Annotated in this window: 12 protein-coding genes; 5 read left to right on the top strand and 7 right to left on the bottom strand. The window is 37.3% G+C overall.

Annotation, left to right across the window (positions count from 1 at the left end):
• Positions 1 to 22: 22 nt before the first annotated feature.
• Positions 23 to 1,309: an RsmB/NOP family class I SAM-dependent RNA methyltransferase gene (locus ACFINK_RS04900; protein ID WP_375627664.1), complete on the bottom strand. Its 1,287-nt coding sequence runs from the start codon at positions 1,307 to 1,309 to the stop codon at positions 23 to 25.
• 466 nt (positions 1,310 to 1,775) lie between these two features.
• Between ACFINK_RS04900 and ACFINK_RS04895 the strand changes: the two genes are divergently transcribed.
• Positions 1,776 to 1,922, top strand: coding sequence for a hypothetical protein (locus ACFINK_RS04895; RefSeq protein ID WP_273722522.1), 147 nt, complete (start codon positions 1,776 to 1,778; stop codon positions 1,920 to 1,922).
• A gap of 178 nt (positions 1,923 to 2,100) precedes the next feature.
• Here ACFINK_RS04895 and guaB read toward each other — a convergent pair whose 3' ends face one another.
• The 3 genes from guaB to ACFINK_RS04880 form a co-directional block, all read right to left on the bottom strand.
• Entirely contained in the window at positions 2,101 to 3,600 is a 1,500-nt protein-coding gene (gene guaB / locus ACFINK_RS04890; protein ID WP_375613284.1) for an IMP dehydrogenase, read from the bottom strand.
• A gap of 150 nt (positions 3,601 to 3,750) precedes the next feature.
• Positions 3,751 to 5,322, bottom strand: coding sequence for a phospholipase D family protein (locus ACFINK_RS04885; protein WP_375613283.1), 1,572 nt, complete (start codon positions 5,320 to 5,322; stop codon positions 3,751 to 3,753).
• A 402-nt stretch (positions 5,323 to 5,724) separates the two neighbouring features.
• Positions 5,725 to 7,110 carry a sigma-54-dependent transcriptional regulator gene (locus ACFINK_RS04880; RefSeq protein WP_375611848.1) on the bottom strand — a complete coding sequence of 462 codons (1,386 nt, stop codon included), beginning with the start codon at positions 7,108 to 7,110 and terminating at the stop codon, positions 5,725 to 5,727.
• A 253-nt stretch (positions 7,111 to 7,363) separates the two neighbouring features.
• Here ACFINK_RS04880 and omp10 point away from each other — a divergent pair, with 253 nt between their 5' ends.
• A complete protein-coding gene (gene omp10, locus ACFINK_RS04875; RefSeq protein ID WP_375611849.1) occupies positions 7,364 to 7,723 on the top strand; it encodes an outer membrane lipoprotein Omp10 in 360 nt (119 codons plus the stop codon).
• Positions 7,724 to 8,000: 277 nt separating this feature from the next.
• Here the strand turns inward: omp10 and ACFINK_RS04870 are convergent, their stop codons facing one another.
• Together ACFINK_RS04870 and ACFINK_RS04865 are read right to left on the bottom strand one after the other, a co-directional pair.
• The gene (locus ACFINK_RS04870) at positions 8,001 to 8,993 is read right to left on the bottom strand and encodes a KpsF/GutQ family sugar-phosphate isomerase (RefSeq protein ID WP_375613282.1); all 993 of its coding nucleotides are present in this window, start codon (positions 8,991 to 8,993) and stop codon (positions 8,001 to 8,003) included.
• A 39-nt stretch (positions 8,994 to 9,032) separates the two neighbouring features.
• Positions 9,033 to 9,923, bottom strand: a complete 891-nt coding sequence (locus ACFINK_RS04865; RefSeq protein WP_375638353.1) for a UTP--glucose-1-phosphate uridylyltransferase — start codon at positions 9,921 to 9,923, stop codon at positions 9,033 to 9,035.
• A gap of 265 nt (positions 9,924 to 10,188) precedes the next feature.
• Between ACFINK_RS04865 and ACFINK_RS04860 the strand changes: the two genes are divergently transcribed.
• Both ACFINK_RS04860 and ACFINK_RS04855 read left to right on the top strand, forming a co-directional pair.
• Entirely contained in the window at positions 10,189 to 11,445 is a 1,257-nt protein-coding gene (locus ACFINK_RS04860; RefSeq protein WP_375613280.1) for a lytic murein transglycosylase, read from the top strand.
• Positions 11,446 to 11,459: 14 nt separating this feature from the next.
• Positions 11,460 to 12,536 (top strand): SGNH/GDSL hydrolase family protein, encoded by a 1,077-nt coding sequence (locus tag ACFINK_RS04855; RefSeq protein ID WP_375638352.1) that lies wholly within the window; start codon positions 11,460 to 11,462, stop codon positions 12,534 to 12,536.
• A 162-nt stretch (positions 12,537 to 12,698) separates the two neighbouring features.
• Here ACFINK_RS04855 and ACFINK_RS04850 read toward each other — a convergent pair whose 3' ends face one another.
• Complete coding sequence (locus ACFINK_RS04850) at positions 12,699 to 14,723, bottom strand: M3 family metallopeptidase (protein ID WP_375638351.1); 2,025 nt, start codon at positions 14,721 to 14,723, stop codon at positions 12,699 to 12,701.
• A gap of 549 nt (positions 14,724 to 15,272) precedes the next feature.
• Here ACFINK_RS04850 and mgtE point away from each other — a divergent pair.
• Positions 15,273 to 16,649, top strand: coding sequence for a magnesium transporter (gene mgtE, locus ACFINK_RS04845; RefSeq protein WP_375606748.1), 1,377 nt, complete (start codon positions 15,273 to 15,275; stop codon positions 16,647 to 16,649).
• Positions 16,650 to 16,753 lie beyond the last annotated feature (104 nt).

Raw genomic sequence — 16,753 nt, 5'->3', positions numbered from 1 at the left:
ATAAAAAGTGCAAAAATATGGATCAATGTTTTTTTTGCAACACAGATAAAAAGAACCCATCTGTTTGTGTTGTGGCTGGCGACAAAGTAAGTCCATAATTTGAAAAAACTGGTTGCACAGGAGAAAAACTAAAATGTTTCTGCCAAAGCGCTGGCATATCTATTGGAGAAAAATGAGAATGTTGTTGAAGGAAATGGGAAATTTGTTCCTCATTTTCATCTGTAAAAAGAGAACAGGTAATATAGATTAAGCGCCCATTTGGCTTAAGATAAGCTATCGCTTCATTCAAAATATCCCTCTGTTCTGTTTGGCGTTGTTTCACTTGTTCTAATGTTAAACGCCATTTCGCATCTGGACGACGACGCCATGTTCCTGTCCCACTACATGGTGCATCTAGTAGAACTCTATCCATCTGGCCTATTAATGGCTTCAATTCTTCTTTTTGTGCTCGTGTTTGTACATTACGAACACCAGCGCGTCGAAGACGATCAAAAATAGGAGCTAAGCGCGCTTTATCGGAATCATAAGCATAAATTTGCCCACGATTGTTCATATCGGAAGCTAAAGCTAATGTTTTGCCACCAGCACCTGCACAATAATCTAATACCTGCATGCTCTCTTGCGCTTCCACAAGGTGAGCAACAATTTGAGATCCTAAATCCTGTATTTCAAAGTGTCCTTTTTGAAAAGCTGGTTCCACTTGAACATTGGGATGACGATTAAACTTTTCAATCGGTGCAATTCTTAAAGCTTGCCCAAACCATGGAAAAGATTTAAGTTTGGTTTTTGCTAATTCTTTCAGCACCTTTTCTGGTGTTGCCTTTAGGTTATTTACCCGTAGGTCTAAAGAAGGACGCGTTGCTAACGCAGCCGCTTCAGTGATCCAATTATCACCAAATAAAGGACGCAGATGCGCTTGACACCATTGCGGAATATCACCACGAATATAGTCTGGAGCATCCACTAATTGCTGACCTTGCCACGATTTACGCTGTTTAGCCCCTAATAACTGCGGTGCAAACCGATCTTCTGTCAACTCACCGTCAATTTGCTCCAGCGTCATTTTTCCAGAATCTAATAAGGCACCAAAAACGATATCTCGGATATCATCACTCTCCATACGCCATTGTAAAGAATAACGTCGTCTTAAAACATCATAAACGATTGTACCAATAGCTGCACGATCACCTGCTCCAGCAAAGCGATGAGAAAGACCCCAATCCTTTAAAGCTTCTCCTACTGGGCGATGCTTCATTTCTATCTCTGTGAGAACATCTATTGCTGCTTGCAAACGCCCACCTAATCGCATTCATTTCTCCCATTAAAATAATAAAATTTTAAATCATCTAAAAAATAATATTATCGCCTTCTTGCCAATGAAACCTTCTCAACGCCATAAAAAATTTACATTCAATCTTAAAACGATCTGATCATACTTTTTTATAAGATCCAATTTAGAGTATCTAAATTTTTCCTTTCATCTTCTGCCCATTCGTTTTTTATCCTTCTACCTCTTATACTAAAAGATACGTAGCCATCCATAAAAAACTTATTTCCGCCATGCATTACGAAAAAAACAAACTCTTTAATTTATTGGCGTAAAATAAAGTTTACGAGGATTGTCTGAACAATAGAAAAAATCTTCTCATAAAATTAAACAAGCTCATCTTACGTTCAACAAAAAATTAACTTTTTAGAAAATGCTTGGAACCACTATTTGGCATGACCGTTTTTACTCTAATGGCAACTGCCAGACAATTTTAAAGGAGAAAATAATGACTTATAATAATGGAAAAACAACTTCGTCTAAAAGCCGTCATAATACAATGCCCTCAAACAACGGAAAGAAATCCGTTCAAAGTGATCAGACAAACACTCGCCAACGTGCGTCAAAGACTGGACGGAAGACAACAAAAAGTTAATTCTAATTTTATATAACTTATTTCATATAGTCTTAACAGAAAGAATTAGAGTTTTAACCTCTAATTCTTTCCTTTTTGGGATTATTACACCAAATTACAAACAGAAAAAGCGCAGTCTCTCTTTCTTGTTCTCGGCAAATTTTATATTTATGCAATATGATATTAGGCTCTTGTATCTTTAAACTGGCCCACGATAATTTGGACTCTCTCGTGTGATAGAAACATCATGCGTATGACTTTCATGGAGTCCCGCATTCGTAATACGTACAAACGTTGCTTTTTCACGAAACTCTACGAGATCTTTTGCTCCAACATACCCCATTGAAGCACGAAGTCCACCAGCAAGCTGATGTAGAACTGATGCTATAGGACCTTTATAAGCCACCTGCCCCTCCACACCCTCAGGAACCAACTTAAGTTCATCACGAACATCATCTTGAAAATAGCGATCTGCCGATCCTCGTGCCATAGCACCAACAGATCCCATGCCGCGATAAGCTTTAAAGGATCGTCCTTGATAAAGATAAACTTCACCAGGACTTTCTTCTGTACCCGCTAAAAGAGAGCCAATCATAGCAGCACAAGCCCCACCTGCTAAGGCTTTAGCAAAATCACCCGAAGCTTTTATCCCCCCATCAGCAATAACGGGAATGCCCGCTTTTTCAGCAACTTCTGCAGCATTCATAATGGCTGCAAGCTGAGGAACACCAACACCTGCAACAATTCGCGTTGTGCAAATAGAACCAGGACCAATCCCAACTTTTATAGCATCCGCACCACTGTCAATCAAAGCCTGTGTTGCTTGAGCAGTCGCCACATTACCAGCAATAATAGCTGGAGAAAACGTCATTTTTTTAATACGCTCAACAGTGTCTAATACACGCTGAGAATGTCCATGTGCAGTATCAATTACTAGAATATCAACGCCTGCATCAATTAATCGTTCAGCCCGCTCAAACCCATCGTTCCCTACACTACTTGCAGCTGCAACACGCAAGCGACCTTGTGAATCTTTGGCAGCGTTTGGATTTAATTTTGCTTTTTCAATATCCTTAACTGTTATCAGTCCGACACAACGATTCTGTTCATCCACAACTAATAATTTTTCAATACGATGATGATGTAAAAGATACTTCGCTTCATTGAGTTGAACATTTTCACGCACTGTGATTAAATTTTCATGCGTCATTAATTCATAAATTTTTTGTTTAGGATCCGATGCAAAACGCACATCCCTATTTGTCAAAATGCCAACAAGCCGTCCAGCAGTTTCACCTTTAGCACCATTTTCAACAACCGGAATACCGGAAATACCATGAGAGCGCATCAAAGATTTTGCTTCTTCAAGTGTTGCATCTGGTCCAATGGTGACTGGATTAACAACCATACCAGATTCAAACTTTTTTACTTGGCGAACTTCTTCTGCCTGCTCTGCAGGAGACATATTACGATGAATAACCCCAAGACCACCAGCTTGAGCCATAGCAATTGCCAAACGCGATTCTGTTACCGTATCCATTGCCGCAGAAAGCAATGGCAAATTGAGCTTAATATCCGCTGCAATGCGCGTACTGAGATCCACTTGACTAGGCATAACAAGAGAATGACCGGGTTGTAAAAGTACATCATCAAAAGTCAGTGCCAATGCACCTGTCCCCGTTTCAACAATCTTTGCCATATCAAAATTCCTTTTATAATAAAACACCGCAAGAAGCTTTAAAATACAACTGCGGTTCTCATACATGGTAGATTGGCAAAAAATTATGCCATGCTACAAACAAAATGAAAAGAAAAATAAATATTTTTTTTAAGTGTGGTTTATAAAAATTTACAATTGTGATTCAATAGGTAACCAACTTATTATTTTTGCAAATGCGCGACGCCAAAAATTGCTTTCTGGCTCATAGTCAATGCTATATTTTTTTTCATTTTCAATAAAATCCCAATAAATACGATTATTATCACCAAGACGCAGATGATAGCTCATTTCCCCTGTGGTTTCTTCAGAAAACAACAAATCTAATCTTGCTGTAATGGGAGCACATTCAAAAAGAATGCCCATTTCTGTATTTAATGATGCTGATCTTGGATCAAAATTTAAAGATCCAATAAAAGCTGTTTTACGATCAATTAAAAAAGCTTTGGCATGTAGACTTGCCTTACTCGATCGAAACAATCGTAACCCATGAGTATTGCCTTCCGCTTTTAATTCATAAAGATTAACACCACTTTTCAACAATGCCTTACGATAAGGTACATAACCACCATGCACTAATGCTACATCAGTAGCTGCTAAAGAATTTGTCAGAATTTTGACATCAACACCTTTTGAAACCAAATTACTAAAATTCTGCGTGCCAACCTTACCAGGAACAAAATAAGGTGACGTAATCTGAACCGTTTTTTGGGCATTTCCAATAACCTTTGAAAGTGCCTTCATAAGCCAATTACTTGCTTTTTTACGCAATGCTTTTTCTGGAGGGTCAGAAAGAACAACAACTTTGTCTGCTAAAAATAACCGCTTTCCTGTTTGGATAAAACAATTAAAGTTAATGTGCTCTTTGACATAATCTAAATAAACTTTTGCAACTTTGGAATCACGAAACTTTCGTAATTTATCTTTCCAATAGCTAAGATCACTTGCGCTTTTAGGAACAACCAAAGTATGAATTGGCAAAACAACAGCACTATTCCAAAAATCATCAAAGATACTTTCTACCTTTTTAACAGAAGGACCGATTAACATCAAATCTAAATCTCGAAAATGGGATTCTTTACCAGCATCAAAATAAGAATCTGCAAGATTACGTCCTCCTACAAAAGCGACCCTGCCATCAACAATAAAAGCTTTATTATGCATTCTACGTGTTACAGTAATTGCCCGTAATATAATTTCTAAACCACGGCGTAAACCACCTTTACGCGATCGCCCTGGATTAAACATTCTCACCTCAATGTGAGGATGTTTATCTAGCGCAATATAAGCTGGATCACGTGCCTGAGCATTAATATCATCCAAAAGAAGCCGTACCCGAACCCCTCGATCAGCTGCCTCAACTATTTCACTTAATAATAGGCGCCCCGTTAAATCATCATCCCAAATATAATACATCAGATCAAGGCTACGCCCAGCCTCTGCAGCTCCTATTGCCCGAACACAAAACGCATCCAAATTGCTGATAATGAGGGAAAGGGCATCTTTATCAATCCCCAATCCATTTTCTTTCTCAGCTAATTGACTGACGATACGATCAAGCTTAGTTTCATCTTTCTGAAGAGGTAACGCATAAGAACATTTTCCCCTAGCATTTTTCACAAAACGCCCATAGGTGTAGATTGCCAACATAGATGCAATAAAAAAAAAGAGGACAAAACCAATAACAATCTGTAAAAGAGTCAAAGAGGGCAAACTTTCTATTTTAAACTATCACATCATCAGTAATGCAAACGATAACACTAATCACTTTATCTTAATCGTATAGCAGATAAAATGCCACTTCTTGCTTAAGAGAGTATAAATTTAATATTGATGATACAAAAATTTTAGCGGTAGTATTTAAAAGTTTTTAAAAATGCTTCTCTGTTTTAATAAATGTAAACTTAACTAAAATTGTATAAATTGAAACAAACGATTAAAATAGTCACATAAAATTTATATTTGATTTAAATCAACAAAATCATCCACTATAGATAAATTTTACAATAAATGATTGTTTTCTTCAGCTTTCCCCCACGGACTTTATCAAAATTCACTCTATTTTTTGAAACGCTTGCTTGTCATGAAGAGAAATTTGTTATGAATTTACTTTCGTTCTTGATTTCTTATTGCTCTCAATTCTTCCATTTTTCTATAAAGTGTAGAGCGACCAATATGAAGGCGACGCGCAATCTCACTCATATGTCCTTTATAATGTTTAATCGCTTTCTCTATAATATCATGCTCCATTTCTGCAAAAGTACGTACATGCCCATCAGTATTCAAAAATTTTATCGATTCTTGCTCATTATCTTCTTGCATATTACCCTCAATGATATTGGGAACATTCATTAATGAATTTCCCATTAATTGCGGAAAATCTCGAACAGTTAATAACGGTCCTTCACTGAGTAAAATCGCACGAAATAAAAAGGTTTCAAGCTCATTTCTATTGCCAGGCCAATCATACTGCATAAGCAAGGAAAGAGCAGAGCCTGCTAAACCATGGACATGTGATCGCCCTGTTTCTGTGATAATGCGATCAATCAAACGTTGTGTGATCTCTGGAAAATCATCCCTTAATTCTCGTAAAGCAGGAACGCTAATAGACAAGTGAGAAAATTGTTCAAACAAACTATGCAAAAAAAAGTTCTCATTAACCAAGTCCTTTAAACGCGATGTTGAAATAGCGATGATCCGAAAAGGAAAAAAATCTCCTTTTGTATCCCTTTCCCTTTCTTTAAGGTAATGAGCAAACCGTTTTTGCTGTATGGGCTCAAGTCGATCAATATCACAAAGGCAAAGTGTCCCTTTTTCAAGAGAAGAAACCAATGGTAGGAATTCTTTAAACCACTGCTGATTTTCTTCTTCTGGATCAACGATGGCTGAACATTGAAAGCGAACAAAAACACCCTCCGAAAATAATCCCTCATGATGAATAATCCGAGCTAATGTCTCACGTCCTGTTCCAGCTTCTCCCTCTATCAAAAGATTCTGTAAAGAAGTTGCTGCTTGTCTCGATTGTTCTAATACTATCTGCATAGCTCTACTTTTTACGCAAAGATCAGAAAACCGTAAATGATTCTCTTTTTTTCGCCGAATATCTCGAACCTCATGCTCCAAGGCAGAAATAAGAGCAAGGATATCCAAAGTAACTCTTACACGTAATAATGTTACTGGATGGATCCAATAATCAATAGCTCCAGCTGTTAAAGCTTTCTGGAGTAAATGCTGATTCTCTTGTTGTGCTATAACGACAATAGGAACAGAAACACCAGCAACTCTAATCATTTTAATCAAATCGCTCACACTCAAATCACTCATAACGACATCAAGGAGTGCAAGCACAATGTTTTTACGCCTGTGTAAAAGATCAATCGTACGGAGACCATTTTCTGCTTCAATGACACGATAACCAAAACCTCGCAGCATAGAAGAAAGTTCTATACGTCTTCCATAATCTTCACTCGCAACAAGAATGGGACCAACCATAATGTCAATAATCTCCTTTGAGACTACTTAGCAGCTTAATATAAAAATTGTTGTAAACCATAAGAAATATTTTACCTCTTGTGTTTCACTTACGAAATTCATCAAGCTGTCAATTAAATACAACATTAAGGCATTTTTTTCCATTTTTTTGCTTTTTCATTGATTTTTATCAAATTTTTCATATTGACTCATGGGGTAATTTAATAATGTTATAGAAACTAGAGAGCAAAATAATCTAAATAGAGTGCAATAAATGAAACATACCTATCATATTTTATGTCTTACAATTACCGCCTTGCTGTTAAGTGCCTGTAACTTTTCGCGATATTATAACTCAAATATGCCAACTGGAATTGATGGAAAATGGGTTGATGAGAATGGTATTATTTCTTCTTTCCACAATGGTGTTTTTGAAACGCATGCAGCAGATACAGAAGAAAAACTATCAGAAGGAGCATATAATTATCTCAATGCCCAAAATATAGAAATTGAAATACGCTCTATTCTCCGTGGAACAATTTCTAGAGTCAATTGTACAATGTCATATGACGCCACACAACTTCTCTGCACCTCACATACAGGAGCACAGTTTTTCCTTAAGCGGAAATCTTAACAAAGTACAAGGGAAACCTCTCTTAAGAACAGAGGGAGCACACACATTAAGCAGGAGGCGATATCCTTTCTCCTCCTGATAGAAAATCCTCTCTAAAATACGCAAAGAGGCTGGTATAATCTTTACCCTGAAAATTTTCTAAACATTATGAAATGCGTAAAATAATCATTTTCTTCCACAAAATATCAGTAAAGCCACCTCACAATAAAATTGTAACTTTGTATCATTCAATCTATTTCAACCTAAAATAACATTTTATTTGATAGGGAACTTTAATCTAAGCAGCGCCAATGCGCAAAAGATCATGAAAATGAACAATTCCTATCGGTTTTTTATCTTCAACCACAAAAAATGCACCAATCTGATGATCATTAATAAAAGCTGTTGCTGCACCAACAAGTGTATTTGGCTTTACAACTTTAGGAGCTTTGGTCATCACCTCGTCAACATTAAATTTTGATAAATTAAAATGAATGTTACGTGCAAGATCGCCATCAGTTACAATTCCGATTAGTTCACCTTCTTGATTCACAACACCAACACAACCAAAATGTTTTTCCACCAAAACATTCATCGCTTCAGTCATAGCTGTTCCCTGCATAACCAAAGGAATATTATCACCCTCATGCATAATATCACACACGTATTTAAGGCTTGCACCAAGAGAACCACCAGGATGATATATTTTGAAATCCGTTGCGGTAAAACCACGCATTTCTAAAAGAGAAACCGCTAATGCATCTCCCATTGCCAATTGCATAATTGTTGAAGTTGTAGGGGCTAAACCATGGGGGCACGCCTCTTCTATCTTTGGTAATAATAGTACAATATCAGCTTGTCGTCCTAACACAGAGTGCTTACTTGATGTCATCGCAATAAGGGGGATACGAAAACGCGCCGCATAACTTATAATACCACTTAACTCTTGAGTTTCACCAGACCATGATAAAGCAAGAATAACGTCATCAGAGCCAATCATACCAAGATCACCATGATTGGCTTCTGCAGCGTGAACAAAAAAGGCAGGTGTTCCAGTTGAGGCTAAGGTTGCTGCAATTTTTGTCCCTATATGACCACTTTTTCCAAGACCAGTAATAACCACATGTCCACGAGCATTTCTAATAGTTTGAACAGCCGCTTCAAAAGAAGAAGAAAGACTTTCCAGAAGAGCTTTTTCAAGAGCTTCAAGCCCCTGCTTTTCACTAGCAAGTGTTTTAAGCGCTGATGCTACTGCACCTTGCAAAGCCATATGAGGAGACGATATTGTCATAATCAAATTCGACCAATAAAATTAAGTGAGAGATCTATATCACTTTTCGACATTAATGGTTTCTAGTAAATTTTTCAATGAAGCAGAAACGTGGCTGTGCATATCAGCGCGTGCCAAAGAAAATGCAACGTTGGCTTCAATAAAACCAGCTTTAGAACCGCAATCAAAAGTGCGCCCTTTTACTTGCAAACCCCAAAAATCTTGCTCATTTGAAAGCCGTATCATAGCATCTGTTAATTGAATTTCATTTCCTGTTCCCCGTTCTTGAGTGGAAAGAATATTAAAAATTTCTGGCTGCAAAATATAACGTCCATTGATGTACAAATTTGATGGTGCCGTACCTTGTGCTGGTTTCTCTACCATTTTTGTGATTTCAAAACCATTTGCAATCTGTTTGCCTTTCCCAACAATACCATATTTATGTGTTTCTCTAGGATCGCATTCCTGAACTGCTATAATATTTCCCCCACCCACCTTTTCATAAAGGCTCATCATTTCAGAAAGACAGCCCTTTTTCGCTTGTATCAACATATCCGGTAATAACAAAGCAAAAGGTTCCCCTGCAACTAATTCACGTGCACACCAAAGAGCATGCCCTAATCCCAAAGGTTGCTGTTGCCGAGTGAAAGAAGTTGACCCTGGTAATGGCTGTAAACGGTATAAGTGTGCAAGATCTTCTTTCTTTCCACATTCAGCAAGTATCGTGTATAATTCAACTTGCGCATCAAAATAATCCTCAATGACTGCTTTGTTACGTCCAGTCACAAAAATAAAATGCTCAATACCAGCTTCCCTCGCCTCATCCACAACATATTGAATAACAGGTTTATCAACAACTGTTAGCATTTCTTTAGGAATCGTTTTTGTCGCAGGAAGAAAACGCGTACCAAGACCTGCTACTGGGAATACTGCTTTCCGGATTTTACGCACACTCACCCTCCTCAATGAATTCATATAACTTTTTTGTTTTATTTATCATATGTTTTTACGAAATGGTAAAAAAGATATCTTATTGTTTTGATTATCATTATAATGAGCAATAAAAATGTAAAAAGAGTCTGAGAATTTATTGAAGGGATTAAAACGTATTATTTATTTCAGTTTTTTCCTCTTCTTGATCATATTATCGATTAAACTAAATACAAAATAAAGTTATTGCACATCTAATGAATTGAATATTAATGGGGATTTCAAAATGCAAAAAACAGAATTGAAGACTTTCTCTTTTTTAGAGAAGTCAATAGCTTGGAGAACTCTTCTCACTGGCTCTGCCGTTATTTTTTCTGCTTTTTTAATGTTTTTTGCACCCCTTTCATATGCTGATAGCGGATTTAAACACTGGATTAAAGAATTTAAAAAAATAGCTATTGCTCACAATATTACCCCCTCTACGTTTCATATGGCGTTTAAAGGTGTTAATGCCATTGATCCAGAAGTTCTAAAAAGCGCCGCATACCAACCGGAATTTGTTGCTCCTTCATGGAACTATTTCGATAATCGTGTCCATGATATTGCAATTGAGGAAGGACGACGCCAAACTCAAAAATGGAACAAATGGCTTCTTCAAATTGAAAAACGTTTTGGTGTTGATCGCAATATTCTGCTTGCTATTTGGTCAATGGAAAGCAACTATGGGAAGGTTTTAGCTAATAAAAGTGTAATGCGTGATACCATTCGCTCTCTTGCAACTTTAGCCTATGCTGATAAAAAACGTGCAAAATATGCATATACACAGCTGATTGCTGCTATGAAAATTCTACAAAGTGGCGAAATTAAACGCTCTCAACTCACTGGATCTTGGGCCGGTGCATTGGGGCATACACAATTTATTCCAAGCAGTTATCTCGCCTATGCAGTTGATATGGACCAAGATGGACGGCGTGATATCTGGAACTCTGTTCCAGATGCTCTGGCTACTGCTGCTAACCTTCTCCACAAAAATGGCTGGCAACCTAATCTTATTTGGGGAGTAGAGGTAAAAGTGCCGCAGGGGAAAACCCTTCCTGAAGGCTGGTATTCCTTTGAACAATGGAAAAAATTAGGTGTAAAACACGCAAATGGGCACCCTCTTCCTACATCAGCTGAACAAGCAATATTAAAATATCCAGATGGAGCAAAAGGACCTATATTTTTAGTCACAAAAAATTTCTTTGTTCTGAAACATTATAATAATGCAGATCGTTATGCGTTTGCTGTTGGCCTTCTTGCTGATCGCATTGCTGGACATCCTAGATTGGTAAATGATTGGCAAAGACCTTTTCAACCTCTTACTTTCCAGGAATGTAAAGAACTACAATCTCGCTTAAGTGCACTGGGCTATTATAAAGGGAATGTTGATGGAAAAATCGGAACAGCTTCTCGCAAAGCAATTAAAGCTTTTCAACTGCGTCACGGTCTAAAAGCAAATGGATATCCATCATCTCAAGTGCTTTTTCTCCTTCGCAAACAATAAGGGAGACTAAATTTTTGTCTTCTTTTCGCCTGATATACTTGACATTATTGCTGTTTTCACTTTCTATTGTGGGGATCTTACAGCCATCCCCAAGTAAAGCAACGAACTTCTTCAAATGGTTGTCACAACAAAACAAACAGACACAGCAGCCACCGCAAATTATAGAACAAAAAATAGACAAGCCGCAAAAAAAGATCGTAACACAAAAAAACATACAAAAGCTAAAAAATGAGAATGCAAAGCGCATTCTTGTCATAGGGGATTTTGCAGCTTCTGCTGTTGCCGATGCACTTAAGAAATTTTTTATAAATAATAGCGATATCGTTATCATGAACAACACAATGCCAGCTTCCGGCTTAGTTCGAACGGATTATTATTCTTGGCAAAGCAATATTTCTAAACTCATTGATCAAAATAATCCCGATGTTATTATCATGATGATCGGTGCAAATGATAATCAACCCATCACAGACTCTCATAACATGATTAACACAAATCAGTCAGAATGGATGCGCATCTACAAACAAAGAATTATCGAAATTGCTGAAAGTCTTCACGCCTCTGGAAAATCATGGATATGGATAGGTCAACCTTCTTTTGGAAATGATCTTTTGACACAAAAAATGAGAATTTTTAATGCGCTCTATAAACAAGAAACAGAAACAGCAGGAGGGTATTTTCTCGATATCTGGAGCGGCTTTAGTGATGAGACAGGAAATTTTTCTTTTTCAGGCTATGATATTAATGGAAAAATAACCAAATTACGCACCAATAATGGCATGCATTTCACCCCTGAAGGAAAGAAAAAACTTGCCTCTTATTTAGAAAAAACATTGAAAAATATTTCAAATTTTTATGCCTTTTCTCATGAAAATTCTTACTCAACCGATCAAGTTATTCAAAAACTTATACAAGAATCAGAGAATCAAGAGCGGAGTAAAATTATGCGTCAGCCTCCAATGAGCCTCGATGATATGGCACAAAAAAACACTCACCTTTTAGGCAAAAGAAAGTCAAGTTTTATAAAAAAATCATGGTTTCCACCAAATGGGCATCAAAAAGATCGAGCTGATAATTTTTCTTTTCCATAATGTCTATTTAAAATACAAAATCTATTTTCCTCTATAAACAAAAAGCGAATAAGATAAAAAACTCTGTTTACAGAGCTATAATGAAGAGAAAATTTGCATAAATCGCAACTGTACCTTTCGAATAATATGAAAACGGCATGGTGTTAACCATACCGTTATATCTTATAGTCCACGTTTGTTAATCATTGCCTCTGGTAAAGGCATTCGTCCCCGAAAAGCTTTATAAAGCTCCTCTGGATCACGACTTCCTCCAGCGGAGTAAATAAAACGTTTCAACTTATCAGCAAGCTCTGAATTAAAAACATCTCCCGTTTCTTCAAAAGCTTGAAAAGCATCAGCATCAAGGACTTCCGACCACATATAAGAATAGTAACCAGATGCATAACCATCCCCCGCAAACACGTGCATAAAATGTGGGGGACGATGACGCATAATAATTGTATCAGGCATTTGCAGCTTTTCTAATTCTTGGCGTTCAAACACTGTTGGATCAGTGACTGTTTCGCCTTGATGAAAAGCCATATCCACTAAAGCTGATGAGATAAATTCAACGGCAGAAAATCCTGCATTAAATGTCTGTGCTACTAAGACTTTATCTATCAACTCTTGTGGCATAGGATGGCCTGTTTTTGTATGTATAGCATAAGATTTTAATATCTCTGGTACTGTTAACCAATGTTCGTAAAGTTGAGAAGGTAGCTCAACAAAATCACGTGAAACAGATGTTCCCGACACAGATGGCCATGTGACATCAGAAAGCAAACCATGCAATGCATGTCCAAATTCGTGGAAAAGCGTACGTGCATCATCAAGTGATAAAAGAGCAACTTCCCCTTTAGGTGGTTTAGCAAAATTACAAACATTGTAGATAATAGGCTTTTGTCCGCCATCCAATTTATGTTGTGATTGCAAACTACTCATCCACGCACCGGAGCGTTTTGAAGAACGTGCAAAATAATCACCAATAAAATGCCCAAGTAGACTTCCATCAGACTTTTTTACTTCCCACAAACGTGCATCAGGATGCCAAAGTGTAACAGCGTTTTTTTCTTCAAATGTAATGCTAAAGAGTTTTTCGGCTACCCCAAAAGCCGCTTTAATCATAAGATCAAGCTGAAAATAATATTTAATCTCAGCGCTATCGAAAGAAAGTTTTTCAGTGCGAAGCTTTTCAGCATAATAACGCCAATCCCAAGCAGCTAAAGATTCATTGCTGCCCTGATTGTTGGCAAAATTTTGTAAGTCAATTTGCTCAGTAGAAGCTTTCGCTCTTGCGCGCTTCCATACAGGCATAAGCAAATCCATAACGGAATCAACACTTTTAGCCATAGTATTATCGAGCTTCAAATCTGCGAAAGATTTATATCCCAATAATTTAGCCTGCTCATCTCGAAGCGCAACAATCTCTACAATAATTGTTTTATTATCATTCTTGTTATTATTTTCACCACGTTTAGCCCAAGCTTGGAATGCAACCTCACGCAAATCACGACGATCAGAGAATTTTAAAAAAAGTTCAACAATCGAACGTGCTAGTGTTAATGCATACGCTTCTTCATTGCCTCTTTCACACGCAATTTCCTTCATTGAAGCAATGAGATCTTGCGGTAAACCAGATAAGTCTGTTTGTTTTAAAAACAGAATCCATTCAGCTTCATCATTTAAGACATTTTGTCCAAAAGTAGCATTTAAAAAAGCAAGTCTTTCATTAATTTCCAAAAGCCGTTTCTTAGCTTTTTCATCGAGTTTTGCCCCATGACAAACAAACTTTTTCCACCATAATTCAAGAACACGTGTTGTTTCACTCTCAAATGTGCCCAACTGCGACTGTTTATAAAGCATATCTATTTTCGCAAATATCCGCGCATCCATCATCATTTTTGAAGAATAACGAGAAAGTTTTACAACGAACTCTTGCTCTAGCTGTTGAATTAATACATTCGTATGAGCACTGGTGCGTAAGAAAAATATTGAACAGACACGATCAAGCGCTTTGCCGCAAAGCTCAAAAGGCTGCAAAAAATTCTCAAGCGTTGGTGGTTCTTGCACCATCGCAATTGCCTCTAGTTCTTCTTCTGCTTCTTGAAGTGCCTGTTCAAAAGCGGGTTTAAAATCTTCGTCACTTATAGAAGAAAAATCAGGAAGACCTAAAAATCCCTTCCAGTCCAGCACTGCTGCTTTTGTCATAATACTTTATGTCTCCATTATAAATTTAAACTGTAACAATTATCTTTACGACACAAATTGATAACATACTAAAACTATTTCGTGAGTTTCAAAACTACCTTTCAAAACCCTATTGAATAAAAAACCTGAAAATCGTAAAGTTCTTTCATTCAAACCATATTATATTGAAGCAATAAAGATTATTCGCTCGCACATCACAATAGAATTGCATATTAACAAAAACACTTGGAGAAAAGCATAATCTCCACTCTTTATAAAATATTGCTTTAGATTCTTTTGAAAATCGCAAACTACATTAAAGAAATGATGGTAAAATCAGAACTGATTTTTACATTTACGTTTTTATATTATCCTCAAATTAAGCTGTATTCTCGTTTTAGTGATTCAGAAACTTGTTTATAACTTATAATTTACCCTTGACTTTACTTCAAATATTAACAATTGGGAATATAGCTGGGGAGTTTTTTTTAAATCTTCCATAAACTTTTGTTTTTATCTCATCTATTATCTAGATTTACAACTCTCCAACTCTTCAGGAGGTACTTTATCATGACTGAAATCAAAACGGCCTTCGACTTCAAAAATTTTTCTCCTGAAGCTCTCGCTGAAAAGTTAAAGAACCAGCATTTTGCAGACTCTATTGATATCATCAATGACCTCGATATCATGGAACGTGTAACTATTCTTAGTCTTCTGCCTCTTGATTATGTTATCGAACTTTTTGATAAACCAGAGCTTGAGCAACCTGCTGCCATCCTAGAACTTCTCCCTATAAATCGTGCTGTTGAAATTCTTGATGGCATGTCTGCCGATGCTGCTGCAGACGTCTTTCAAGAAATGGATAAGGAAACCCGCACACGACTTTATGCCTTGCTTAACCCCTTAACGCGCGCTGAACTTAAAAAACTCACCAGTTATCCTGATCATACAGCAGGAGCACTGATGACAACAGAGTTTATAGCCGTTCCTTCAAACTGGACCATACAAAAAACTTTGGATCACATTCGTGAGGTCGAGCGAACACGTGAAACAGTTTATACCAGCTATGTAATTGACCCCAAAACAGGTACTCTTCTCAAAGCTGTTTCCCTGCGTAACCTTATTCTTGCCTCACCTGATGAACAAATTCTTAATGTCCCTACCCATGACTCGCCCATTACAATATCACCTTTCACACATCATGAAGATATCGCACGCCTTTTCCAGCGCCATGATCTTCTCTCTGTGCCTGTAGTTGATGAAAGTAACCATGTCATTGGCATTGTAACCGTTGATGACGTGCTTGATACTATGGTCGATGAAATGAATGAAGATGCCTATAAATTTGGGGGTATGGAAGCACTTAATAAGCCCTATATGCAAATTAAGTTTCCTGAAATGATGAAAAAACGCGGAGGCTGGCTCGCTTTACTCTTTATCGGTGAAATGCTGACAGCAAGCGCTATGCAACATTTCGAAACAGAACTCGAAAAAGCGATTATTCTTACACTGTTCATACCTCTCATTATGAGCTCAGGAGGAAATTCCGGCTCACAGGCTACATCCCTTATTATCCGTGCATTGGCTTTACGTGAACTCACGTTGAAAGACTGGTGGAAAGTGATCATTCGTGAAATTCCAACAGGACTATCCCTTGGTCTCTTACTAGGAATTATTGGTGTTACGCGCATTGCTCTTTGGCAAAAACTAGGTATCTACGACTATGGCCAACATTGGATTGCTATTTCGACAACAGTGGGTACAGCTTTAGTTGGAATCGTTACCTTTGGTTCTCTTTCTGGATCTATGTTGCCTTTTATTCTTAAAGGTTTAAAATTTGATCCAGCAAGTGCTTCTGCTCCTTTTGTGGCAACTTTAGTAGATGTCATGGGCATTATAATCTATTTTTCTGTAGCTTCTCTCATTTTGTCAGGAACTCTTCTTTAAACATGTAAAGTAAAAACTCTTACTTATGGAAAAATCTTGTCATGTAACCTAAGATTCTTTCCATAAGAGAATAAGCTTTATTATTTATTTTCTAGCGCACCGCT

This window comes from Bartonella sp. AA16NXGY, assembly GCF_042197325.1.
Lineage (GTDB): Bacteria > Pseudomonadota > Alphaproteobacteria > Rhizobiales > Rhizobiaceae > Bartonella.
Note: the sequence above shows the minus strand (reverse complement) of the source record. Positions and strands in the feature narration are given on the sequence as shown.